The 24604-nt window shown below is 51.7% G+C and carries 16 protein-coding genes, 1 tRNA gene and 1 pseudogene; 11 read left to right on the plus strand and 7 right to left on the minus strand.

Annotated elements, in window-relative coordinates:
• Window positions 1–47: 47 nt before the first annotated feature.
• Window positions 48–134 (plus strand) — tRNA-Leu (locus tag E1N14_RS03815).
• A 354-nt stretch (window positions 135–488) separates the two neighbouring features.
• Here the strand turns inward: E1N14_RS03815 and E1N14_RS03820 are convergent.
• Window positions 489–761: pseudogene (locus E1N14_RS03820) on the minus strand (transposase); the annotation flags it as partial.
• Window positions 762–1671: 910 nt separating this feature from the next.
• A complete protein-coding gene (locus E1N14_RS03825) occupies window positions 1672–2490 on the minus strand; it encodes an AraC family transcriptional regulator (RefSeq protein ID WP_062793530.1) in 819 nt (272 codons plus the stop codon).
• A gap of 254 nt (window positions 2491–2744) precedes the next feature.
• Here E1N14_RS03825 and E1N14_RS03830 point away from each other — a divergent pair, with 254 nt between their 5' ends.
• Both E1N14_RS03830 and E1N14_RS03835 read left to right on the plus strand, forming a co-directional pair.
• Complete coding sequence (locus tag E1N14_RS03830; protein ID WP_062793529.1) at window positions 2745–3818, plus strand: redoxin domain-containing protein; 1074 nt, start codon at window positions 2745–2747, stop codon at window positions 3816–3818.
• 87 nt (window positions 3819–3905) lie between these two features.
• Complete coding sequence (locus tag E1N14_RS03835) at window positions 3906–5924, plus strand: protein-disulfide reductase DsbD family protein (protein ID WP_247600931.1); 2019 nt, start codon at window positions 3906–3908, stop codon at window positions 5922–5924.
• Between the two features lie 167 nt (window positions 5925–6091).
• On the opposite strand, the gene E1N14_RS03840 is transcribed toward E1N14_RS03835, so the two are convergent.
• The 3 genes from E1N14_RS03840 to E1N14_RS03850 all read right to left on the minus strand — a co-directional run bounded on the left by E1N14_RS03840 (window position 6092) and on the right by E1N14_RS03850 (window position 9058).
• Window positions 6092–6739: a CatB-related O-acetyltransferase gene (locus E1N14_RS03840; protein WP_025010332.1), complete on the minus strand. Its 648-nt coding sequence runs from the start codon at window positions 6737–6739 to the stop codon at window positions 6092–6094.
• Window positions 6740–7036: 297 nt separating this feature from the next.
• On the minus strand, window positions 7037–8197 hold the full coding sequence (ampC, locus tag E1N14_RS03845; protein WP_168429409.1) for a class C beta-lactamase: 1161 nt from the start codon (window positions 8195–8197) through the stop codon (window positions 7037–7039).
• Between the two features lie 318 nt (window positions 8198–8515).
• Complete coding sequence (locus E1N14_RS03850) at window positions 8516–9058, minus strand: porin family protein (protein WP_247600932.1); 543 nt, start codon at window positions 9056–9058, stop codon at window positions 8516–8518.
• 428 nt (window positions 9059–9486) lie between these two features.
• On the opposite strand from E1N14_RS03850, the gene E1N14_RS03855 reads away from it, so the two are divergent.
• From E1N14_RS03855 to E1N14_RS03885, 7 genes are all read left to right on the plus strand, one after another.
• Entirely contained in the window at window positions 9487–10371 is an 885-nt protein-coding gene (locus E1N14_RS03855) for a LysR substrate-binding domain-containing protein (RefSeq protein WP_025010334.1), read from the plus strand.
• Window positions 10372–10481: 110 nt separating this feature from the next.
• Window positions 10482–11549 carry an efflux RND transporter periplasmic adaptor subunit gene (locus E1N14_RS03860; RefSeq protein WP_025010335.1) on the plus strand — a complete coding sequence of 356 codons (1068 nt, stop codon included), beginning with the start codon at window positions 10482–10484 and terminating at the stop codon, window positions 11547–11549.
• Window positions 11546–14644: an efflux RND transporter permease subunit gene (locus E1N14_RS03865; RefSeq protein ID WP_025010336.1), complete on the plus strand. Its 3099-nt coding sequence runs from the start codon at window positions 11546–11548 to the stop codon at window positions 14642–14644. Before E1N14_RS03860 ends, E1N14_RS03865 begins: the two co-directional genes overlap by 4 nt.
• Complete coding sequence (locus E1N14_RS03870) at window positions 14644–16119, plus strand: efflux transporter outer membrane subunit (RefSeq protein WP_062793527.1); 1476 nt, start codon at window positions 14644–14646, stop codon at window positions 16117–16119. The genes E1N14_RS03865 and E1N14_RS03870 overlap by 1 nt, the downstream gene beginning before the upstream one ends.
• Window positions 16120–16224: 105 nt before the next feature.
• On the plus strand, window positions 16225–17532 hold the full coding sequence (locus E1N14_RS03875; RefSeq protein WP_025010337.1) for a paraquat-inducible protein A: 1308 nt from the start codon (window positions 16225–16227) through the stop codon (window positions 17530–17532).
• Entirely contained in the window at window positions 17525–19198 is a 1674-nt protein-coding gene (pqiB, locus tag E1N14_RS03880) for an intermembrane transport protein PqiB (RefSeq protein ID WP_247600934.1), read from the plus strand. Before E1N14_RS03875 ends, pqiB begins: the two co-directional genes overlap by 8 nt.
• Window position 19199: 1 nt before the next feature.
• The gene (locus tag E1N14_RS03885; RefSeq protein WP_025010339.1) at window positions 19200–19802 is read left to right on the plus strand and encodes a PqiC family protein; all 603 of its coding nucleotides are present in this window, start codon (window positions 19200–19202) and stop codon (window positions 19800–19802) included.
• Between the two features lie 90 nt (window positions 19803–19892).
• Here the strand turns inward: E1N14_RS03885 and E1N14_RS03890 are convergent, their stop codons facing one another.
• Window positions 19893–22145, minus strand: a complete 2253-nt coding sequence (locus E1N14_RS03890; RefSeq protein WP_025010340.1) for a TonB-dependent receptor — start codon at window positions 22143–22145, stop codon at window positions 19893–19895.
• Window positions 22146–22592: 447 nt separating this feature from the next.
• On the opposite strand from E1N14_RS03890, the gene E1N14_RS03895 reads away from it, so the two are divergent.
• Window positions 22593–23057 carry a Fur family transcriptional regulator gene (locus E1N14_RS03895; RefSeq protein ID WP_025010341.1) on the plus strand — a complete coding sequence of 155 codons (465 nt, stop codon included), beginning with the start codon at window positions 22593–22595 and terminating at the stop codon, window positions 23055–23057.
• 128 nt (window positions 23058–23185) lie between these two features.
• Here the strand turns inward: E1N14_RS03895 and dbpA are convergent, their stop codons facing one another.
• Window positions 23186–24571: an ATP-dependent RNA helicase DbpA gene (gene dbpA / locus E1N14_RS03900; protein WP_037436928.1), complete on the minus strand. Its 1386-nt coding sequence runs from the start codon at window positions 24569–24571 to the stop codon at window positions 23186–23188.
• Window positions 24572–24604: the final 33 nt, after the last annotated feature.

Raw genomic sequence — 24604 nt, forward strand, 5'->3', positions numbered from 1 at the left:
TGCCGTTCACTCGCCGATGAGACTTCGTCGCGAAACAATCTATATGTGCCAGAGTGGTGAAATTGGTAGACACAGGGGATTCAAAATCCCCCGCCCTTAAAAGCGTGTCGGTTCGAGTCCGACCTCTGGTACCATCTCTCTAAGAGATAACAGAAACCGACCCTGAGTCGGTTTTTTTGTTTTCAGGTCAGAGTCAGCCCCGAGTCAGCCCCGAGTCAGGTCTGAGTAAGTCATTGCGTCGGTTTTTTTGTTTTCAGGTGGATATATCATCCGGCCCACAACCTTGACCCCATAGTTCTGCTTTAATTTCCTACAACCAAACGCTCACATTAGTAGGCTTTATCACTTCACTATGCCGGCATTTTATTGGTCAACTAGCCTGTTAATCTGGCGCTGGAGGATCCCCTCATAACTCGGGTCTCCCAGAAGTATTAACCCGTTTAAGAAATTCACCCTAGGGCCTACGGAAATGTGATTGAGTATTCCGGATGTTGTCGCGCCTCCTTATCAAGCCAGAGCGATACATCAAAGCCTATCAACAGCAACACATCATAACGGTTTGGACAATGGTTGCAGTTTCGTCTGAGTCCATGTCGTTTGAGGTCGCGAAAGATTTCTTCTCCTTGCATCCGTCTGGCATAAAGCTTGATCACCTGGGTTGAAGAGAAAACCTCCATAGGTAAGTTGGTTGCCAGTAACCAAGGCTCTTTACTGCCAATACGGTAACTTTGTTGTGCTGTATGATTGCGTCCTTCGTTCGATAACCCTATGGTGTTATAACTGATATTTCAGCCGACGCGATAGAGCACGAACAGCTTAGTCTATTGTTTCCCCTTAAAGCATCATTGGTGACAGACGAAATTAATGTTGATGGCAAGTGGGTTAAGTTAAAGCCTGGCATGTCAGTCATGGTAGAGGTTAAAACGGGTACCCGCCGACTGATGGAGTTTTTGTATGCACCATTAATTCGAGGAGTAAGTAAAGGGGTGAACTGACTTAGTTTTTTGTAAAAATATCATTAATGTATGCTTTCTACGATTGAGATTCACAATAGAACCAGTTTTCATATTCTAACTTTTGGCAGAAATGATAAAACTCTTCGGTTTCATCTTTCACTGATTGTCTAACAGACTTAACTTGATACTCTTCAGTGTATCCGTCGGAGCTAAATAAGTAATAACGATAGGGCATTAACCAACTCGCCCATCCGCCAAAAGAATACCGTATAGATATCCTTTGGTTAATTTTACTAAAAGTAATTCGTTTAATGCTGTGTTTTTTCATCAAAATCCTTATGTAAGGTTCAGATGAGTTTCTTATATCAAAAAATATATCGCCATTAACTTTGTTTGAATCGATCAATTCATTGTTAATTTTGACAAGATCTTGCGAAACCGCATAAGTGTTGATGCCGGACTCTCTAATGAATAGGCATGATAATAGTATGATAAAAAACAAAAAGTACTTCCTTCATAGTCTTTTGAACAATTTGTGCATTTTGGCGACAGCTCAACTTTGCAGTGCCACACCCGCATATCCAGCATGACGATACTCCTGAAACACCATTTCAGGACGTCGACTGGAATATTAACATATAAACAGGGAAATCTTATCGATGGAAATGTACAGTCTTGAGTTTATTAGTGCTATCAAAATGTGGTGGTTTCAGTGCTATCGCCCCTGTAGGGCCTTGCTTCTAAAACTTCCAGGGGTAATGCCTATCACCTGTTTGAATTCTCGAATGAAATGGGCTTGGTCATAAAAGCCGGCGTGATAGCCTATCTCTGTAAGAGACTTATCTGTTTCCTGCTTGAGTAGTTCCCGGGCGAAGGCTGTGCGCTGCAAGATACTGTAATTCTTGGGAGACATGCCTAAGTTTTGCTGGAACAAACGTTCGAGTTGGCGTTGGCTGATATCTATCTTGGTCAATAAGTTGCGGATCTCTCCCAGGCCGTTTTGGGCCGTTATCCAGTGCAGTGCATATTTCATCCTCGGCTCCATTGCCTTGGCCAATGATTCATGACCTGCCAGATATTGCATCAGCCTGGTTTCCAGAAGCGCAATGCGTTCCGGCGCTGTCGGCAGTAAGGCCAAGCGCTGCGCCAGTTCATCGCTGAGCAGCGCCAAAGACAGGTCGGCCGGTGTCAGGGTTTGCCCCAAGATTTCCGAAAGGGGGGATTTTAAAAATGCGCGTCCGCTGCCAGGCCAGAAGCGGATCCCCAAGGCATCTACCTGACCTGACAACTCCAATCTGGTGCTTTGCCTTGTGGGCCCCGTCACCAGGCACAGCGATTTATGCAGCAAGCCATCAAGGTGCATCGGGGCGCCAAAATTGAAGATGATGCCTGTGCCTCCTTCGGGATGCATAAATTCTGTCGATAGTGACTCAGGGCCGGCTGGTCTAAAAATCTGCCAGTAACAACTGATATAAGGCCGCAGTAGAGCACAGGGCTGATAACGCTGAAAACCAAGATGTGGCAATGTCGACATATTACTGTGCTCCATCAACTGGGGGCGGGTATATCAAAGCTCGGCTGGGCAAAAACACGGTACCCCTCACTGCATCTTAATGAAATGTCGAAAATCTACAATTCGCATTTCCCATCATTAGCTAATATTCCAGCAGCCGTGATACCTGGCATTTCATTGCGTAACCAATTCAAGGCGACTTTGTATCTCAGTCAGGTAAACCTCCTTGGTCCCCACGGCCTTCATTTAGCCATTACCTGATATGGGAATACAGCATGACGCATTTACCCCCTAAGCTATCCAAGTTATTGATTGTGGGTCTTTTAACCCAGCTTCTGTCTGTTGTGTTTGGAGGGCAGGCCTTGGCGGAGGATGATTTTGCCGCCGAAGGGGAAAGAAGGGCCAAACTCGCCGGTAGCGAACTCATTGGCACACCGGCGCCGCAGCGAGTGCTGACCACTCTGACCGGAGAAACGCTCAATCTACAACAGCTGTATGGCAGCAAGCCTGTATACATCAAGTTTTGGGCAACTTGGTGTATTCCATGTCGCCAGCAAATGCCGGGGTTTGAAAAAATTTATCAGCAGTACGGTGAGAAGTTGCAAGTGATCGCCGTGAATACCGGTATCAGTGATGACATCAATTCCGTCGGGGCTTTTGTGAAACAGGCCGGTTTGAACATGCCGGTGACCATAGACGATGGCACTCTGGCCAGGGCGTTTAAGCTAAGGGTAACCCCGCAGCACTTTTTGGTTGATAGGAGTGGTCGTATTGCGTATGTGGGGCATCAGGATGACGAGGCGTTTCATCAGGCGTTGGAAGCGGTTATCGCAGACAAAGGTGAAAACAAGGCGCCGCTCAGCGGCACTGTTGCCGAAAAAGCTTCAGGCTACGAAGTTGGCGATAAGCTTGCCTCTTTGAGATTGAAGTCGATTGACAGCATTGACTACCCGTTGCCGTCCACAACCCGGCAGGGTAAAGCTACCGGGCTAGTGTTCTTTGCCCCCTGGTGTGAGTGGTACCTGGCTGAATCAGAGCCGGATACCGCCAAATCGTGTCGATTGGTGCGGGAAATGGTTGAGCAGTCCGCCTCCAATGGCAAGTCTCAATGGCTGCTTATTTCCACTAACCTCTGGTCATCCCGGACAGATTTGGTCGAATACCAAACCAATTATCACACTCGTTTGCCAATTGTTTTCGATGAGGAAGGCAGCCTGTTTGGGCAATTCGGTGTTACCCAGTTGCCGACCATAGTCTTTATCGATGAGAGCGGCAAAGTCACTGAAAAGGTTAGCCATCAGGCGCATGACTTTGCCGAACGCCTCCAGGTGTTACTCAGTGGTAAGTAAAGCGGTTGGAGCGCAGAACATACTATGAAAACCACCTCGTTATGGATGCGAATCATTACTGCTTGCCTGCTCATGGTGTGTTCTGCAATGTCAGCGCAAGCCTATGAAGATGAAGGCCAAAAGATAGCGGCATCACTTTTACTTGAGTCCCGCATGCCAGCGGCCGGAACCGAAACCACCTTGGCAATACGTATGTCTCCCAAGGCGGGCTGGCATGGCTACTGGTTAAACCCAGGGGACGCCGGGTTCCCGCAGCAGCTGCAATGGCATCTGCCTGAAGGGGTAACGGTTGGCGAGCTGCAATATCCCGCTCCCGAGCAGTTGCTGGCAAGTGACCTGATGAATTATATCTATCACGGCGACTATGCCTTATTGGCACCATTGGTTATTGCTGATGATATTGCGGCGGGCACACCTATCACCCTCGCCGTGGATATTCGCTATCTGGTGTGCAGTCCCAAGTTGTGCGTGCCCGAGCAGCAGCGGTTACAAACCCGGTTCAAAGTTGGGGAAAAGGGAGCGTCCAAGAAATATCTTGAGACCTTTAATACATGGCGACAGTTGATACCAAGGCCTGCCGCGGCGTCGGCAGATTTTACTGTTCACAAGGATCAGTTTGTATTGTCGCTGCCGTTACCTGAATCTACCACTCTGGCCGAGGAGCTGCACTTTTACCCCGAGGTGAACGGGGTGCTATCCAATACGGCATCACAATCCTTTGTTCGAAACGGCGATCGCCTCTTTATGCAAACCGTTGCCACTGAGGGCAATGTCAGCGACTTTTACGGGGTGCTTTCCTTGAATGAGACGCTGGCAATCAGAATCAAGGCTGTCCGGCAACCGGAGGGCGACTTGGTGTTTCCAACCCAGGTGAGTTTGCCGCCCGAGCAACCCGGCAATTTGCTTGTCACCTCTCTGATTGCCGTGCTCGGGGCGGTACTGGGCGGATTCTTGCTGAATTTGATGCCCTGCGTATTTCCTATTCTCAGTTTGAAAGTGCTGAGTCTTGCCAATTTGAGTGATGAGCGTGTGGCCAGAACCGGGGCTGTGGCTTACACCCTTGGTGCTGTGCTGGCGTGCCTTCTCCTCGGTGCCTTCATCTTAATGTTGCGGGAGTTTGGTCATCAAGTGGGCTGGGCGTTTCAATTGCAGCGACCGGAAATCATAGTAGCGCTTATTCTGTTGATGATGGCCATAGGGCTGAATTTGGCCGGTTTGTTTGAACTGGGTACCCTGAGTTCGGGTAGTCGGTTGCAGCATAAGCCTGGGGCGGCGGGAGATTTTTGGACCGGAGTACTGGCTGCTTTTGTAGCAACCCCTTGCACCGGGCCCTTTATGGCCACCGCGCTGGGCGCCGCCCTGGTGTTGCCGACGAGCATAGGGTTGATGGTGTTTGCTGGATTGGGGTTGGGCATGGCTTTGCCCTTTTTACTGGTGGGGTTTGTTCCGGCATTGCGTCAACGTATGCCCAGACCCGGTGCCTGGATGGTGACGGCAAAACGTTTTTTTGCTGTGCCCATGTTCTTAACGGCTCTGGGATTGGTTTGGGTATTGATGCAACAGTCTGACAGCCAATATGTGTTTACTGCGTTGCTGTTGGTGTTGTTACTGAGTTTGGGACTATGGCTTACTGGATTGTTCCAACAGGCCGGGCGTCAAAAACCTTGGTGGCCACTGGTTTTGGTGTTAGTCATTAGCGGCGGCTCCCTGACAACAGTTGCTCCCGGAAGTGGCACCAAGGCAACAGTCACAGATGCAGAGAGCACCATGGCGTTCAATGAAGAGACTCTCTCGGCCTTGGTAAAAGATCAGGATGTCTTTGTCTATTTCAGTGCCGACTGGTGTTTAACCTGTAAAGTGAATGAGAAGACAGCCATTGAGCGGCAGGAAACCCAAGCGGCTTTTTCCCGAGCCAATACGGCGGTGATGTTGGGGGACTGGACAAATGGTGACCCAGAGATCACTGGCTTTCTGGCCAAACATCAACGCTCTGGTGTGCCATTATATCTTTGGTATCAAAGAGGGAACCTGCAGCCGCAAGTATTGCCGCAAGTGTTAACTTCCTCAATGCTGATTGAAAAAGCCGCAGGAAGGGCAACAAATTAGTGACGGTAAGTCATAGCCGTCTGCCTTTTGGCAAAGTCGCCAGCTCAAACATAAGCGCCGAGCTGGCGATAACTCGAATACCCTGACTGAGATAGAATGAATCCGGGGCTTCAGTATGGCTTACTGAGCCACTAGGCAAGGTTCAGTCAGTAACTTGAAATAACCGCTTAATCAGCTTCCAGAATGTCGTTATCGTAAAGAGCACAGGCTTGCTTCAGGGCGTCAATATCATTTGCGCAAAGATATTGTTTAAGGTGATTGAACTTGTCTTCGGGCCAGTCATAAATCTTAAGAGCCAGAAGCTCTTCAATAATGGCTTTATCAAAGCGATATTTCACCGTTTTGGCAGGCGAGCCAGCCACAAAGCTGTACGGCTCAACGTCATGAGTGACAACACTGTTTGCGGCAACAATGGCACCTTCGCCAATGGTGACCCCAGGCATGATCATGGATCTCATGCCCAGCCATACCCCATCATGAATATGCGTATCACCTTTGCCGACATAGGCATCTTCGATAAAGTCCATAAATGGGTATAAACAAAACCAATCGGCTCTGTGAGTGCTGTTTCCACCCATCAAGATAACCACTTCCGGGGCGATGCAAACATAGTCACCGATATGGAGTTTATCGATTGTCCATGCCAGCTCCCAATCGCGGCTGACCTCATCCCCTTGAAGATATCGTACGACGGATTGTTCAAAGCCCGAGTCCCAGCAGTCACTGTAATAACTGTGTTTACCCTTGATAGTGATGTTGGGGTTGGTGACAGCTTCATGCAGTAAGGTCACTTTTGACCAATGTTTGTTACTCATAATAGATACTCTGGAATTCTGTTTAACTGAATGAAAGCCCGCTGATTTCAAATCTCCATTTACCTTGGAGTTACATTTGCATCTAACAAGCCATATATTTTTTAATGTCGATTCTGGATTTGTAATAACAATATTTATTCAATGGTTAATACTGTCTTGTGTTAAATTTAATGGCGCATCTTTGGCTTTTTGTTGCCTGCGAAAGCAAGTGCCAGCTTGGAAATTAATAATTTTTACGCTTCATAGCCGCCGGCATGAGATACGAACCTTCTCTGTATGGAAATATTAAAATGCTCATCATTCCTGTGCTGCTGCAAGTATTCTATAGGCAGCTTCAACCCGTGCGCTAATGGGATAACTCTTATTTGCCAACATCACTATGGCCAGTTTTTTGGCCGGAATAAAAGCTACATAAGCACCAAAACCGCCGGTGGAGCCGGTTTTGTTTATCCAGACTTCCCCCGTTTTTTCAACGATATCGTCGCTGGCCTTCACTTTTGTTGGTTGCGATGCCATTTCTCTTGAGTTTCCTTCAAGTAATTTACTCAAGGTCAGTGGATATTCGTATATCTCCCAGCCCAACGCCTGGGTAAAGCTGGCTGTATCATAATAGCCCTTGTGAGTCTCTTTGATGGCTGCAGCTATTTGAGGTGACAAAGGCTTGAGTCCCATGTTGGCCTCGAGGTAGTGCAGCATATCGACACTGGTGGATTTGACGCCATAAGCCTCGGCATCGAGCATGCCTGGTGACACTCGTACGGGCTCATTTTTTGCATTATAACCAAAGGCATATTGCGCCACTCTGTTATCGGGTACCTTGACGAAGGTGTTGTTCATTGCCAACTGAGGCAAGACAGTTTGCTCCATCAACTCAGAAAACTCACGTTTCATGCTCAGCGCTGCAAGATAGCCATACAAACCTATGCTGGGGTTTGAATACAGTCTATGGGTTCCGGCGGCAAATTCAGGTTGCCAGGCCTTGTAGTAAGCCAGCATCCCATCATTGGTGGTGACTTCATTGGGAAACTGCAGCGGCAACCCTCCCGCTGTATAAGTGGCGAGATTGATAAGTTTGGTATTACCAATCGGAGTCCCTTCCCATAGTTTCACATACCTGGCTGCATTATCTTCCAGGTTAAATGCTCCCAGGCTTTGTGCATAGCTGCCCAATATGGCGGTAAAGGTTTTGCTGATAGAGCCCAATTCAAATAAGGTGTGCCGAGATACCTTAATGCCGGCATTCACATCGGCCATGCCATAGTGATAAAAATGCTGCTCCCCACCAATACTAATGGCGATAGCCATGCCAGGGATATGGTACTTTTCCATCAGCATACCGGCTTGTTGGTCTACTTCATCCGTTATCGACTGGATATTTGCAGCAGGTGTTTCTGCCATAGCAAAATGAACGGAGAATCCGAGTACCATAGCCAGAAGTTTTGTCACTCTATTTATCATTCTATCTCCGTGCATTAATGACTTGAATTGTCTGTTGATACCAAAGCCGCTTGCTGTTTATGCCGCCAGTATCCTATGGAAATCACACTAACACAATTTTGGTGATATCTATCCGTTATTAGTTTCTTTCTTCACTCATAGGAAAAGCTTTGTTGATATTTGAAACCGGACCCTATTCAGAGGTGTATGGCCCAAAATAAAAAATACCAGTCAGTTAAAAGCTGACTGGTATTAGCCAAATGGCCATTGGGTTGATGAATTAAGGATGAGAATAAATTTGCTGGGTTAACTAGCTATCGGCAATCATGCCAATTCAGTTCAGAACTTGTAATCCAGAGTCAGGTACACCTGCTGGCTGTTATTAATCTCTATGCCATTCTCTTCATAGTCTTGGGCCAGGTAACGATAGCCGAGGTCTGAGGAAAAGTGTTCGCTCCACTTGTACTGCACGCCAACCTGGCCGCCCCAGACGAAATCAGTGGAAGATTCACCGGCGACTTTGTTGTCATTTGCACCCAAGCTGACACCGGCAAACAGATTGACATCTTGATGTACCGGCAGCAGGTAGTCATAGGAGACCAACCAGCTGTATTGTTCCTGTTTATAGTCATTGGCGGCATAGCTGAACTTGTCTTCCATATAACCGAATGTGCCGGTAATTCGGTGTTGCTGCCCTATCAGCATGCCTATTCGGGCCTGATAGTTCAGATCTTCGCTATCTTTATTGATAGCGCCCTCTATCTCATCTGTTTGATACCCCAGGCCTACCCCGGCGAAGTAATCGATTTCGACGGCCTGAGCACTGCTACAAACCAATGCTGCACCCGCAGCCATCATCATTATTTTGTTCAGATTCATCATGGACTCCTAAGACTGCTAAGTCGTTGTATTAAAATATCGATTGGATTGACGAGTCCTACTTTACGCCAGGGAATCGTTTGGAATAAGTCCTCACAAACGAACCTCTTTGTCTTGAAAATTGAAACAATTTTGAGATTATTACGCTTATTGATCTTAAATTTGTTCTGTAAATCAAGGTGATTGCCGCTATCGATTTTGACAGTAAATCTCTATTACACGCTCCCTGCGCCAGTCGAAGTGATGTTTTTGCCGTCTTATCTTCATCTATCTTGACTCTGGAGGTGAATAACTTTGAGAGGACATGGCTTTCGATACTGCGTCACTCGCAGTTATTGGCGAATAACCAGTGTGCTTGAGGAATTGCGCCTCCGCATACTGGTATACTCAGTGGCATAGTTTGTAAGTGGCAATGGTGTGAGAAAAGCACAGTGAAAATTGATGATCTCAGGTTATTTCTGTCGGTTGTGGATCTGGGTAGCTTCGCGGCTGCGGCCAGCTCTATTGGGGTTCCAAGGGCTTTTGTCAGCCGCCGTATCGGTGAGCTGGAGGCCGATTTAGGCAGCAAACTCTTTACCAGAACCACGCGTAAACTGACTCTGACGCCAACCGGTGAAATCTACTACCAGCAGCTGCTGGAGATTATTCCCAGGCTGGAGTCGTTGAACGAGTCGATAAAGAACCAGAGGAACATGCCTACAGGTTCGGTCAAGCTGGGCTTGGTCGGGGATGCGGATGTTATTGCGCACAACTTGCTGCAGGAGTTTCTCAGAACCTACCCTCTTATTACGCTGGAAACCCATGTCAGCAACCTCGGATACCACGATATTTTGACTTATGGCTTGGATGCCAGCATGCATATAGGCGAGATGAAAGACAGCTCGTTTATTGCCAGACCCTTGATGAGAGTACTACGTAAGCTTTATGCCAGCCCGGAGTATATTGCGCAGCATGGGATGCCGACATCGATTGATGATCTCGGTAATCACGCCTTGATTATCCACCGCTTGGCCAACGGCGAACTGGAAGATAACTGGAACTTTAATCTGGGCGAGTATCGGGTTCACAGCCGTTTGATATCCAACAGCAGTCACTATATTAAACATGCTGTCTTGAACGGTGCCGGCATCAGTTTGTTGGCGGAGTTGAGCGCTATAGAGCATGTGAAGTCGGGTGAGTTGCTGGAAGTGCTGCCGGAGCTTGAGGTTTATGTGGATGACGCCTGGCTGGTGTATCCCAGCCGCAAGGGGATGACTCACGCCGCCAGACTGTTGATCGACAGCCTGCTGGAAGAAGCCCAGAAAATTCACCCCTGAATACATTGTCACGGAAAACGTGACATTGTTGTATAAACATACGTTATTGTTTTAGATTAGTGCTACTACTACTCTGTGCCGCAATTGATTCAAGTAGTTAGGAAATTGCAGTGACAAGAGTAAAACCGACCGGGCTAAAGGTGAGCCTGCTTTGCAGTAGCGTGGTATTCATGCTGTGGGGTTGCGGTAACAGTGAGCAACCACAGGCGGCCTCGGCCGCGCTTCCTCTGGTGCAGGTGATGGAGCTTCCGGCTCCTGTCAGTGACAGAGTGCATCAGTTCAGTGGCATTCTGGAGTCGGACAAGACGGCCGAGCTGTCTTTTCGGGTGCCGGGCACACTGGAGCAGATCTTGGCCGATGAAGGTAGTGAGGTCAAAAAGGGCCAGGTCATCGCCCGTTTGGATCCCCATGACTTCCGGGTCAGTGTGATGGAGCTTGAGGCCAGGCTCCGCGAGGCCGAGGCTGCACATCGCTTGGCAGCCATTGAGCTTAAGCGGGTTCGCGCCGCCATGAATGACAAGGCGATAGCCGGGGTCAAGCTGGATCGGGCGATCAGCGCCGAAGCCCGCGCCAATGCCGGTGTGGATCTGCTGAAGCAATCTTTGAAAAAGGCCCAGGATTCCCTGGCCTATACCTCTCTCAAGGCCCCCTATGACGGCGTCATAGGTAAGCGCTTCGTCGACCGATATGAGCTGGTGGATGTCGGCACCCAGATAGTGACCATACATCAACCCACCACACTTAATGCCGTGGTCGATGTCTCTGAAAGCCAAATTTGGAATCTGCGCCAGGGCGCCAGTGGTGAGGTTTCCTGGTTCAATGCCGAAGGCTCGGTTGCGGCCGAGATCACCCAGATTGCCAGTGTTCCCGATAGGCTCAAACGCACCTATGAAGTGACCTTTGCCCTGAAACAAGCGCCCAGGCAGCTGGTTGCCGGAAAGGCGGTCAATGTGGCGGTAAGCTTGCCTTACGCCAGCCAAAAGACTCAGCTGTATGTCAATCGGGTGGTTGATGAGCATGCCAGGGCGGTAGCGGTCAAAGCCGTGAGCCAAACCGATGACTCTATCTGTGTTTCCGGTGAACTCCAGCAGGGCGAGCGCATTATTTTGGCCGGTGGCGCCTTTGTGGAGGAAGGGCAGAAGGTGGTGGTATTGGGCGAGGCGCAGGTTGAGTCATGAGTCTGTCTACCTTTGCACTGAGACAAAAAACCTTTGTCATTTTTTTCACTGTCCTGGGGATGATTGCCGGGATCTATTCCTATTTCGATCTGGGGAAGTTGGAAGACCCTTCATTTACGGTTAAAAGCGCGGTTATCGTGACTCTCTATCCGGGGGCCGATGCCAAGGAAGTGGAACAGTTGGTGACCGACAAGGTCGAGACCAAGCTGGAGGAGATGGAGTCGCTGTGGAAGCTGCGCTCGCTGTCCCGTCCCGGCAGCTCGATGATCTTTGTCGATCTCAAAGAGAAGGTGAACTCTGACGAATTGCCGCAGCAGTGGGACTTACTGCGCCGCAAGGTGGAAGATGTGAAGCTGGAGCTGCCGATGCAGGCGCAGATCAGCATAGTTCAGGATGAGTTTTCCGAAGTCTACGGCATGTTGTTTGCGGTCTATGGCGACAACATGAGTATGGCGGAGATGAAAGACCACGCCAGGGAGTTGCAGCGGCGGATCAAGGCGGTCGAGGGCGTGAAAAAAGTGCAGCTGCACGGCATTCACGAGCAGGTGGTCAATATCCGCATCTCGGAAGAACGTCTGAGCGAAACCGGCCTGACCATGCTGCAACTGATCGATCAGTTGCAAAGCCAGAATATGCCAGTGACCACAGGTGATTTTGATCTCGGGATTGAAAACCTGCGGGTAGAGCAGGGCGGCAGTTTCCAAACCGTGGATGATATTCGTAACGTCAGTATTCAAACCGGGATCAATGGTTTGAACTCGGCGGTGATCCGCCTGGGCGATATCGCCGATATCAGCATGGATTATCAGGATCCTGCCACTACTTTGAGCCGCTTCAATGGCCAACAAGCGGTTACTCTGGCTGTGAGCCCGGTCAACGGTATCAATGTGGTCAGCATAGGCGACACCCTCAAACAAGTGCTGGCGGATTACCAGGCCGAATTGCCTGCGGGTGCCGGTATCGGGGTTATCGCTTATCAGCCGGAAGAGGTGCAGAAGTCGGTCAATAACTTCATCAGCAATCTTATTGAAAGTATTGTGATTGTTGTGGTTGTGCTGCTGATCTTTATGGGCTGGCGCAGCGCTTCGATTGTCGGCGCCAGTTTGCTGCTGACGATTCTCTTTACCCTGGTCTATATGAATTTGACCAATGTGGATCTGCAGCGGGTTTCCCTGGGTTCATTTGTGTTGGCCTTGGGAATGCTGGTGGATAACGCCATTGTGATAGTGGATCTGTTCCAGGCCAAGATTAAACAAGGGATAGAGCGCACTCAGGCGGTTGTCGACAGCATCAAGGAGATGGCTGTCCCGCTGCTGGCGGCGACTGTGATTGCCGCCATGGGCACGGCGCCGGTATTGCTGTCACAAACCGATTCGGCCGAGTTTTCCCTGTCTATTGTCCAGGTGCTGTGCAGTTCACTGCTGCTTTCCTGGGTGATCGCCATGATAGTCACGCCGCTGATGTGCTGGTTCTTCCTCGGTAAGGTCGCTGATGAAGATAAGGCGAAAGCTCCTTCACGCTATTGGCTGATGTATCAAAATGCAGTTGATTGGGTCGTGGAAAACCCCAAGAAAACCTTGTTGTATGTCATCCCTTTACTGGTCGGCACCCTGTTGGCCGCACCGCTGCTGAAGGTGAACTTCATGCCGTCTTCGGACCGGGCGATAGTGTTTCTGGATTACTGGTTGCCCAATGGTGGTCGCATAGAGCAGACCTCTGCCGATATGCGCAAGGTGGAAGCCTGGTTATTGCAGCAGCCAGAGGTGGAAAGTATCTCCAGCTCGGTCGGCGAGAGTGCGCCGCGCTTTTCGGTGACGGTTGAACCCGAGCCGCTGGACTCCAGCTATGGCCAGATACTGATCAACACCCGCAGCTATGAGGATATTGAGCCCCTGGTCAGTCGTGGTGATGCCTGGTTAAAGGCGCAATTCCCCTATGCCGAGCCGAGATTCAGGGATCTCAAGCTGGCGACCAAGGATAAGTATTCGATTGAAGCGCGCTTTATCGGCCCGGAGCCCGAGGTGCTGCATCGCCTGGCCGATGAGGCAAAGGCTGTGATGGCTTCACACCCCAATCTCAAATATGTTCGCGACGATTGGCGCCAGGAAAGCAAGGTGATGACGCCTATGGTCGACCTGCATGCGGCGCGCCTCGCCGGCGTAACCCGAACCGATATTGCCAATGCCATCAATCGGGTGACCGAAGGCAGCCAGGTGGGCACCATGAGGCATGGGGATGACCTTATTCCCATTAAGCTGCGCAGCGCCAACGCGACTCTGGAGCACTTTGAGAATATTCCGGTGCGCTCTTTGTTGGGGACTCACAGTGTGCCTATGGGGCAACTGGTTGAGAGCATAGAGATTAAGGGTGAAGAAAGCATGATCTGGCGTCGCAACCGGCTGCCGGCTATCACGGTTCAGGCCGGAGTTAGCGGCGACACCGCATCCAATGTTCGTCAGCAGATTGCCGCCCAGATTGAAGCCATTGCCTTGCCGGCCGGCTACAAGATGGAGTGGGGTGGTGAATACTATGACGAGCAGCGCTCCATTGATGACTTGCTGGAACAAAATCCCAAGGCCACCTTGTTGATGCTGATCATTCTGGTCGCCATGTTCAATGCCTTCCGCCAGCCTCTGATCATCATGATCACCTTGCCGCTGGCCTCCATCGGCATTGTCTGGAGCCTGTTGTTGCTGGATAAACCCTTCGGCTTTATGGCGATAGTCGGCATGATCTGCCTCTCGGGCATGATCATCAAAAACGGCATTGTCCTGATGGATCAGATAGAGCTTGAGCGTCGTAACGGTTTGGGCATTGCCGAGGCGATCAAGGCTGCGACCTTGAATCGAACCATGGCGATCTCAATGGCGGCGTTGACTACGGCGCTGGGGATGATCCCTCTGCTTACCGATCGCCTGTTCGATCAGATGGCGGCCACCATTATTGGCGGTCTCACTGCGGCATCCGTGCTGTCACTGTTTGTAATGCCGGCCCTTTATCGCTTGTTTTATCACAGGGATGAACAAAGAGAAGCCGAACAACTTGAGTTGGCGGCCCCATCACAGCCTGTATTGACAGCCAAAGAGGTGAAGTAATGAAGAAGCATATTTTGGCTGCCATTGTCGCTGTAACCCTGGTCAGTGGTTGCAGTATGGCACCTGACTATCAGTTGCCAAGCGTGAAGGTCAGTGAGCTGTATTTCAATGCCGATACCCAAGGCGTGGCGGCTCAGGCCCTTGACTATCAAGAGTGGTGGCGGCAGTTCAATGATCCGCAATTGGATGCCTTGGTAGCCAAGGCGCAGCAGCAAAACATCAACCTGAAAATCGCCGCCGAGCGGATCCGTTCGGCTCAGGCCTATGAAACGGCAGTGTCATCTTTGAAGTTGCCTTCGGTTTCTCTGGGTGGTGGGTATATGGATCTGCGGATCAGCGAGAACGATCCCATGATGGGGGGCGCCGTTTCCGGTGTTGCCTTGCCCGATGCCCTCGGTGGCGGCAGCGTCAAACTGATGGACAGAGACCCCAATAGCAGCTTTCTCGGGGCGACGATAGCCTGGGAGGCCGATCTGTTTGGTCGCATAGATAGCCTGAGCCGGGCCGCCGAAATTCGGGTTGAGCAGGCAAGAATACTGAGAGCCAACCTCACCACCCTGATGACGGCCGAAGTCATAGATAACTATCTGCAATATCGCGGCGCCGAGGAGCGGATGCTGATCGCGGCCAAGAATATCAAGGAGCAGATAGAGGTGCTGGCACTGGTGGAGTCGCTGGAGCGCCATGGTTATGGCTCCAGCCTGGATGTAGCCAATACCAAGGCGGCACTGGCGACGACCAAGGCGATGCTGCCCATGCTGGACTCGGCCAAGCAGGCGCATCTGCATCGGCTGGCGTTGCTGCTTGGGGAGAATATCAACCAAACCCAGGCGCGTTTGACTGATGCCGCATTGCCGCAGATGCAGCAGTTGATCCCGACCGGGGTGCCTTCTGAATTGTTGACCCGGCGTTTGGATATCGCCTTGGCCGAGCGGGAAATTGCCGCCAAGAACCAGGAGTTGGGGGCCGCCATTGCCGCCAAGTACCCTAGCTTTTATCTGACCGGCGCCCCGGGATTATCGGCAGATCACTTTGACGATCTCTTCTCCTCAGGCTCCACCACTTGGGCGCTGGCGGCGGGGTTTAACTGGAATATTTTCGATGCCGGTCGGACTCAAGCCATGGTTGATATCCAGGAGAGTGGTTTTAAGACCGCCGTGATGAGTTACCAACAAACAGTCAATAACGCCATCAATGAGGTGGAAACTGTGCTTAGGCTATACGGCAATAGCCTGGAATATCATAAGCATATAGCCAAGGCTGAGGCCCAGGCCGAGACGGCGGTGACCAAGGCCACCTCCCTGTATCGAGCCGGGCTTGAGAACCACTTGAGTGTGTTGAATGCCCAGAACGTTAAAAACAACATTCAGGATGCCGAAGTGGTGGCTAGGCTCAATACCGCCTCTACTGTTGTCACTCTGTATAAGGCGCTTGGGGGCGACTGGAGCTTGAAGCAAACCCAGTCGCAACGATAAGGCATTGATCTTAGGTGCAGGGGCTTTGTATGAGTCTATCCCTGCACCCGCTTTTTCCAGGGTGAACCGCTGAGTCTGGTCACACTGAAAATCACAGGAGTTATTGTGGAGTCGTTAAATACCCCGCCGGAAGATGCTGGCCGCCAAGGGCAAAATACCCAGCTGCAGGCCTGTGAAGAGTGCGGTTTGGTGAGTGCTTTTAGCGAGCCCAAACCCGGCAATAAGGTGAGCTGTCCTCGCTGTCATCACGGCTTACAGTCAGCCTTGAAGGCACCGTTTCAGCAGGTTTGGGCCTATGGTTTGGCGACCCTTATCCTGTTGGCCTTGAGCCTGGGTTTCCCCTTCCTGTCTTTCAGTGTCCAGGGCTTGTCGCAAAAGGTCAGCCTCTGGGGCGCCTTGGTCAGCATGCATTACGCCAGCAACAGCATATTGGCGTTGGTGATCTTACTGTGCGTGGTGATCTTGCCGCTGATCTATATCCTTTTTGCCATGTGCATCTATCGCCTGGGTTATCTGGCGAGCCAGGGGAGAGCTGTATCTTTAGGTTGGGCCAGAACCGGCAGCAAGCTTATTTTCAAGTTTGAATCCTGGTTGATGGCCGATGTGTTTCTGGTGGGGATCTTGGTGGCCATGGTGAAGATCATCGCCTTGGCAGATGTCGGTTTTGGGCCATCTTTCTGGGCTTTTTGCCTCTACAGCCTGCTATTGGTGAAGTTTGTCTCCGTCATCGACAGCTCATGGATCTGGGATCGCTTGTCACCCAGAGAAGAGATTGCCCAGGTCCATAGCGGTGACAGCCATCTAAATCACAACCATGATTCCTGCCATATCTGTGGCCAATTGAATCTGGTGTCGAGTAAAAACTGCTGCCGCTGCGGCGCTGGGGTTCAGCCCTATATTCCACTGCAAAGTATGCAGACGGCCTGGGCTTTTTTGCTGGCCGCCGTGGTGTTTTATATACCGGCCAACTTCTATCCCATCATGTATACCACCAGCGTCGGGCAGACCGAAGCATCGACCATTATCAGCGGTGTGGTATTGCTTTGGCATCTAGGTTCCTATCCCGTGGCCTCGGTGATTTTTCTGGCCAGCATAGTGATCCCTACCGCCAAGATCCTGTCTCTGGCTTATCTGTTTCGCCAGGCGGGTAAAGGGCGGGTTAAGGGCAAAGAGAGTCGCAATCAATCGCTGTACCGGGTAACCGAATTCATCGGCCGCTGGTCCATGATAGATATCTTTGTGGTGGCTTTGCTGACCGCTCTGGTTCAGTTGGATGAGCTTATGGCCATCAAGCCGGGACCTGCGGCACTCTCCTTCGCCATGGTGGTGATCCTGACCATGCTGTCTGCCATTAGTTTTGACTCCAGGGTGCTCTGGAGTCAGTCAGGGCTCAAAAAGCGGGCCCATGAATAATATGAGTGAATCTATGTTAAATGACGAATTTGTCCGGGCCGAAGAGTCCCCCAGCGCCAAGGTGTCTGCCGTTTGGCTGATACCTATAGTTGCATTACTCATCGGTTGCTGGATGCTTTACGACTACTTCAATCAGCTCGGCAGTGAGATCAAGCTACACCTCAAGACCGCCGAAGGCATAGAGGTAGGCAAAACCTTTATCAAGTCGCGTAATGTCAATGTTGGTGTGATTGAGAGCATCAAGCTGAGCGATGATTACAGCGCGATTATCGCGACGGCAAGAGTGTCGCCGGACGCCGAGAGAATGCTCACCACAGACGCCCGCTTCTGGGTGGTGAAGCCCAGAATCGGCAAAGAGGGGATAACAGGGCTGGATACCTTGTTGTCCGGTGCCTACATAGAGCTGGAGCCGGGAAGAACGGCCGTCGGCCACTATGAATTCAATGTGCTGGAGCATCCTCCGGTGGCCTCGGCCGATGAACAGGGCATCAGGGTAGTGCTCAATAGCCGCCAGGCGGGCAAGCTCGGTGTCGGCGACCCTGTACTCTACGAAGGCTTCACTGTCGGCAGAGTGGAAAGCACCGGCTTTGATACCGATAAACGCCAGGCGTTTTACCAGTTGTTTATCAATAAACCCTATGATGAGTTGGTACGCAGCAACAGCCAATTTTGGCTGGTCTCGGGGCTGAATATGCAGCTGTCTGCCAAGGGGCTGGATCTGCAGGTGGGTTCCCTGGAGTCATTGCTCAGAGGAGGTGTCAGCTTTGGCCTGCCGGAGGGGCGTTTGGCCGGGGAAAAGGTTGAGGATGGTGAGGACCATTTCCGTCTCTATGACTCGCGGGAGTTGGCCAGTCAGAGCCTCTACAGCCAGTATTTGGAATATGTCATGTTGTTTGATGAGTCGGTGCGGGGGCTGCATGAAGGCGCCGGCGTCGAATTCCGCGGTATTACTATAGGTAAAGTGGTCAAGGCACCGCTGACGTTGCAGCAGTATGGTGTTCATGGCGCAGGATTCAGCAATGGCACCATTCCGGTATTGGTCAGAATTGAGCTGGCGCGGGTATTTGAAAACGCCGAGTCGGCGGGGCTTGAGCAGCTGCGCGCAGAAATAGACAGAGATTTGGGGGCCGGCCTGAGAGCGAGTCTCAAGACAGGGAGTCTGTTAACCGGCGCGCTGTTCATCGACTTGGATCTGTATCCGGATGCCGAGCCATACCGGGCCGGGACTTTTATGGAGTATCCACTGTTTCCCACCAAGCGTGCCGGAGTGGCCGAAATACAAAAACAGGTGGGGCAACTGATCAGCAAATTAAATAACTTACCACTGGAGAGCACTTTCCAGGGGGTCAACCATACCCTGGAAAACACCAGTGCCGCCTTGGCGCAATGGGACAAGGTGGGGCAAAAATTGGAGCAGTTGCTTAAGCAACAGGAGATGCAGGCCTTACCGGGTGAGCTGCAAAACACGCTGCGGGAATTTCAAGGGATGGCGCAGGACTATGGCCAGGACTCGGCCATGTACGCCGAATTGCAATCCAGTCTGAAACAGCTCAAGGCTGTGATGCGGGAGTTGCAGCCTTTGTCACGGCAACTGAATGAAAAACCCAACCTCTTGATCATGGGGGCAGATATTGCCGCCGATCCGGCACCGAAAAAGGCCGATTGATATGCGAATTATCCTGTTTTCTCTACTGCTGGTATTGGCCGGCTGCTCCAGCCAACCCCAGGTGGCCACTTACTTCTTGGGTAAAGCGCCGCAGGTAACTCCTGAAGCGAGAGCAACATCCCCTCTGTGCCAGTGCCAATGGCGCCTCGCCGGGGTGGAAATGGCCGACTTTCTGGCGGGTAATGGTTTGGTTTATCAGGTTTCAAACCATGAATTGGCTATCGCCCGTCAGCATCTGTGGGCCGGTGATATCACTGGGCAGATAAAGGTCAAGATGGCATCTTTGTTGGCCAATGAATGCCCACGTGAGGCCTGGGTCAATATACCGGCGCAGCAGCCATTAACCCTGAGTTTAAGTTTCAACGAGTTTCACGGACGATACAGCGGCGATGCCTTGATTGGGGGCCATTGGCGTCTCAGTAAGTCTTCCGGCGAACAAGTGTTGCAGGCCGACTTTCATTATGACGTGCCCCTGGCTTCAGACGGATACCCGGCGCTGGTGGAGAGCCTCTCCCTGGGGCTTGAAAAGCTGGCGCGGGATATTAATCCCGGGATTGCGAGCCTGAATCTCACTAGCGAACAGAATTTGGCTTCTTATCGCTAAGGTTTCGCCCAATTTAGCCACTGCTGCGGCTGCATCATGCGGTCGCAGCAGTGTGCTTCTTTTAGAGAGTCTACTGCAATGGGAATGGCGTCAGAACTTGGCTCTGAATCCCACTGCGGCGCTTCTTCCCGGTAATGGTGCCAGGTAACGCAGGAAACTATTGTGTGGGCGGGCATCTTCATCAGTGAGGTTATCCAAGCGGATAAACCACTCGCTGTCGAGGCCAAACAGGTTTTGCTCTATTCCCAGGTAAGCCCCCAACAGGCCATAGCTGCGGGAAGGATTTTCCAGATAAGCCACCTTGTCCTGCTTGTCGTAGTGGATATAGTTGATGCTGGCGCGCAGATCGCCATATTGCCAGCGCAGTTCCGCCCCTTGGCGGGAGGCGGGCATTCTCGGCATGCTGCTGCCCTCCATGGTACGGCGCCAGTATTCCTTCTCTTCTCCGGGGCGGGGTTCTCGCGGATTTTGGAAATCAAAGGGGTTATAACTGCCATCGTAGCGGTATACAGGTTGGTTTTTGACCCTGTCTATGAAGGCGCTCAGTTCTATGTCGCCAAAGCGTTGCCAGGGCAAACGATAGCTGACTTCAGCCTCCATACCTTCGTTATCTGTATCGGCCTGACGCCATTCTCTGACGTAAACACCACCGCGACTGACACCTGTGTTCCCCAGATAGATGAAGTCCTGATATTTGTTTTGATACCAACTGGCACTGGCGCTGAAGCCGCCATAGCTGAAGCCGGTACTGAGACTCAAAGAGTCGCTCTGCTCGGCCTTGAGGTCGCTGTTGCCTTGCTCTTCTATGAGTAAGGAAAAATGGGGATTACTGGCGTAAAGCTCATTCGCCGCAGGAGCCCGTTCTGCATGGACAAAGGCGGTGCGTAACCACCAGAGGGAGGAAATATCCCAACGCAGGGTGGCGGAATAGTTTTTCAGATGAAAATCACGGGCCTTGATATTGGCTCCCGCGCCTCTCCCCGGCTGGTAATCTCCCAATTCGGGTTGATAGTCGACTTTTTCCAAGCGGCCACCGAGTTGCACACTGACAGGCCCCAGCAGAATGTCCTGCAGCAAAAAAGCGGCCTGGCGCTTGGTGTCTATTTCCGGCAGGTAATTGTCCACACCCGAGCCTTGGTGTTGGCTTTGTTCCCATTGCAGCCCCAGCGCTCCGGGAAGACGTGGATGGAGCTGGTAGCTCAGCTTGGGGTTGAGTTGCCAGTTATTGAGTTCAAAGCCGTTGACGTCCAGAGCTGACATCTGCTCGTCATCCTCCTGTTTGGAGTAGACCGTGGCGAGATTGAAGTCCTGCAACCATGTCTGGTCGCTGAATCTGTATTGGTAGAGACTGTCGAATCTTAGTTGTTTGCTGTGAATGCGAATATCGCCGGTTTGCTCCAGCGTGTCAGTGGCCCTTGAGCCAAGATGCATGAATCCGGGAATGCCGCGATTACTCTCTGTATATCCTACAGAGGCGCCCAGCAGGCTGTTGTCACCCAGCAAGCTGGCCCCCAGACTGCCGCTGGTCATATAGAGGCTGCTGTTGTCGACGCGACCAAAGCTGTCTATGGAGCGGTCGCGTATTTGTTGCCGCTCAACAGGGGTTGCATCAACCCAACGACTGCCGTTCCACTCCCAATCTGGCTGACTGCGTACGACCTGGCACTGATCCGCCAAGCGTGAGTCGCCCACAATCTGGCTCCAATCCTTGCAATCGCGGTCTTTACTGAAGCCGGGGATATGATAATCACTGCGTTCCCTGTGCAGTAAGTTCAAGTTAAATACCAGGCGTTCATTGCCGCCCTGAAGTCGGCTCATCAGGCTCTGATCGGCATTGTAGCCGGTTTGCAGCTCCAGCTTTCCTTGGAGGGGGCTAGTGGCTTGCTCTAATGGAATACGACCATCCTGAAGCTCTACCAGGCCGGCTATCGCCTCACCACCGTAGAGAATGGTGGCCGCTGGTCCCTTGATGACACTAATGCTGTCGGCAAGAAAGGGTTCCACCGGGATCAGTTGATCATCGCTTATTGAGGACATGTCTCTTACCCCCAGGCCATTGAGGCCTATCAGAACCCGCTGGCCGCCAAGACCGCGGATTTGAGGGCGACCGGCTGAAGTGCCAAAAAAGCTGCTGTTGAGTCCGGGTTGTAATTTCAGAGTATCTCCCAGAGTGGCGGCTTTCTGTTCCTCAAGCTTGGGCCCCTCCATAACCAGTTTATCGGCATCGAGGCGATAGCTGAGTGAAGTTTCAGGACGTTGACCACTGACTTGCAGGTGTTCTATCTGCTCAGCTGCGACCGGCAGCACGCTGCCAAGCAAGAGCAAAGGAATTGAGTATTTCATTGGTTTATTTTGTAATGTTATAACGTTTCATTATTTTGTTGTTGTCATGACTTTGGAGCAAGTTCATTTACTTTTGTTTGGTTTTTGTTTTGATTGTTTTGTTTTTGATCTTTTATGCGGCAGTGCAGGGGGTCGGGGTGCGCCAGCTAACACAGACATTGAAGTCACAGTCGAGGGAAGGGCCGTGGCAATAGACAAGCCCAAAACAATCGCTTGATGCAGTGAAGCTGGATAGGCTTTCTCTCCCGGCTTGGACGACTGCTAGCCATTGCAGGTACAATGCTATGAGCCGGGAGCCAGAGCTTAAAGCACAGGGATTCGAAGCTCAGAGATTCGAAACATAGAGACTCGAAGCATAGAGTCCGAGCCGATGCAGACCGCTTACATTGGCAACAGACATGGCCAAAACGCTCAGCCCAGATCATTTAATTAAACTCAAACGCCACTATGAATCAAAATGAACAGTTCCAAGCACAACTCCAGCAGTCGCAAGCCCGTTGCCAGGCCAATGGTGGCCGGTTGACGGCAAAGCGCAGCCAGGTGTTGAGTGTACTGCTGATGAGCGATACGCCGCTGTCTGCCTATGAGATAGCCGATAGGGTCAAGAGTGAGTTTCACCAGCAACTTCCCATAGTGTCTGTCTATCGCATGCTGGAGTTTCTCGCTGAACAGCAACTGGTACATAAGCTACTGACGCTTAATAAGTTTGTTAGCTGCGGTGCCCTCGACTGCCAATGTCATAGTCAGGCACAGTTTCTCATCTGCCAAGAGTGTCATCAGGTGGAGGAAGTGCTGCTGGAACCCGGGATCAGTAAAGCGCTGCAACAGAGTGCCGATGCCAATCAGTTCAGCCTGGCATCGCCTCAGCTTGAGCTGCTGGGGTGCTGCAAACAATGCAGCCATAAGAGCTGAGTTGCCTGACCTGAAGTGAAAAAGCGGCAAAAATGAAAAGACAGTTTGTGAAAAGAAAAGCCTGCAATTGATGCAGGCTTTTTATCATCCTTAAACCCCCGCCTCTGGCGATATTGATGGTTTCGGTTTTAAGGTTTCATCGCCCAGGCGCGGAACGACTTGCCTTTGAGCTTGCGTTCACTCAGTAATTTGACCGCGGTACTGGCACACTCACTGCGCACCGCCACATAAGACCAGATATCCTGAATTTGTATCTTGCCCACATCGGCGCCGGTCAGGCGGTTGTCGGCTGTGATGGCGCCGAGAATATCTCCTGGGCGCAGCTTATGCTTCTTGCCGCCTTCAATGCGGATGCAGCGCATGGCCGCTCTTATCGGCGCAGAGGAAAAACTGCCGGGCTGTGGCAGTTCGCTCATGGTTTGCGGGCCGAAGATATCCTCCAGCAGCGCCATTCGCATGCCATCCTTGGGGCCTACCAGACTGACTGCCTGGCCCGAGGCACCGGCGCGGCCGGTACGACCTACCCTGTGCACATGCACTTCGGGATCGAACGCCAGTTGATAATTGATCACCAGATCCAGGGCTTCGATATCCAGCCCTCTAGCGGCAACATCTGTGGCCACCAACACCACCACGCTCTTGAGGGCAAACTGCACCAGCGCCTGATCGCGCTCGCGCTGATCCAGATCGCCATGGAGTGCACGCACGCTGAAGCCCTGCTGCTCCAGGCTGTCGGCCAGCTCCTGGGTTTCTTTTTTGGTATTGCAAAATACCACGGCACTCTCCGGCCTGTGGGCCAGTAGCAATGCTTCCACCGCTTGCAGCCTGGAGGCGGTGTCCGTCACTTCGATAAACTGCTGCGCTATGCTGAGTTGATCATGTTGCTGCTCCAACTTAATGCTTAGCGGCTTATCCATCATGGCGCGGGCCAGTTCGGCAATCGGCTCCGGGAAGGTGGCGCTGAACAGTAAACTCTGGCGCTTGTCCGGCATATAGGCGCTTATCTGCTCCAGCGCATCGCCAAAGCCCATCTCCAGCATGCGGTCGGCTTCATCCAACACAAGTTGCTGCAATTCGCCCAGATCCAGACGCCCCTTCTGCAGGTGGTCCAGTACTCGCCCCGGGGTGCCAACTATAATGTGCGCGCCATGTTCCAACGAGCCTATCTGTGGCCCCACAGGCACACCACCACACAGGGTCAGGATCTTGATGTTGTGAATGCCGCGGGCAAAACGGCGCAGCTCCTTGGCCACTTGATCGGCCAGCTCCCGGGTAGGGCAGAGCACCAGGGACTGCACCCGAAAACGTTTCACATTGAGTCGATTCAACAGCCCAAGACCGAAGGCCGCCGTTTTGCCCGAGCCGGTTTTCGCCTGAGCCAACACGTCGCGGCCCTCAATAATGGCCGGTAGGCTGGCGGCTTGAACCTGGGTCATGGCAGTGAAACCAAGATCGTTCAGGGTGGCCAGCAGGGCGGGTTTCAACGGCAGGCTGGAAAAGGGTAAATCACTCAAGCTGTGTCCTATGGGCTCGCAAATGGAGCAAAA

Source organism: Shewanella algae (genome assembly GCF_009183365.2).
Classification (GTDB): Bacteria; Pseudomonadota; Gammaproteobacteria; order Enterobacterales; family Shewanellaceae; genus Shewanella; species Shewanella algae.

Bases quoted from the DNA above. Each gene is read 5' to 3' on its own strand.
- E1N14_RS03825 (WP_062793530.1), bottom strand. From the start codon at position 2,490: ATGTCGACATTGCCACATCTTGGTTTTCAGCGTTATCAGCCCTGTGCT.
- E1N14_RS03830 (WP_062793529.1), top strand. From the start codon at position 2,745: ATGACGCATTTACCCCCTAAGCTATCCAAGTTATTGATTGTGGGTCTT.
- E1N14_RS03835 (WP_247600931.1), top strand. From the start codon at position 3,906: ATGTCAGCGCAAGCCTATGAAGATGAAGGCCAAAAGATAGCGGCATCA.
- E1N14_RS03840 (WP_025010332.1), bottom strand. From the start codon at position 6,739: ATGAGTAACAAACATTGGTCAAAAGTGACCTTACTGCATGAAGCTGTC.
- ampC (WP_168429409.1), bottom strand. From the start codon at position 8,197: ATGATAAATAGAGTGACAAAACTTCTGGCTATGGTACTCGGATTCTCC.
- E1N14_RS03850 (WP_247600932.1), bottom strand. From the start codon at position 9,058: ATGATGAATCTGAACAAAATAATGATGATGGCTGCGGGTGCAGCATTG.
- E1N14_RS03865 (WP_025010336.1), top strand. From the start codon at position 11,546: ATGAGTCTGTCTACCTTTGCACTGAGACAAAAAACCTTTGTCATTTTT.
- E1N14_RS03870 (WP_062793527.1), top strand. From the start codon at position 14,644: ATGAAGAAGCATATTTTGGCTGCCATTGTCGCTGTAACCCTGGTCAGT.
- pqiB (WP_247600934.1), top strand. From the start codon at position 17,525: ATGAATAATATGAGTGAATCTATGTTAAATGACGAATTTGTCCGGGCC.
- E1N14_RS03885 (WP_025010339.1), top strand. From the start codon at position 19,200: ATGCGAATTATCCTGTTTTCTCTACTGCTGGTATTGGCCGGCTGCTCC.
- E1N14_RS03890 (WP_025010340.1), bottom strand. From the start codon at position 22,145: ATGAAATACTCAATTCCTTTGCTCTTGCTTGGCAGCGTGCTGCCGGTC.
- E1N14_RS03895 (WP_025010341.1), top strand. From the start codon at position 22,593: ATGAATCAAAATGAACAGTTCCAAGCACAACTCCAGCAGTCGCAAGCC.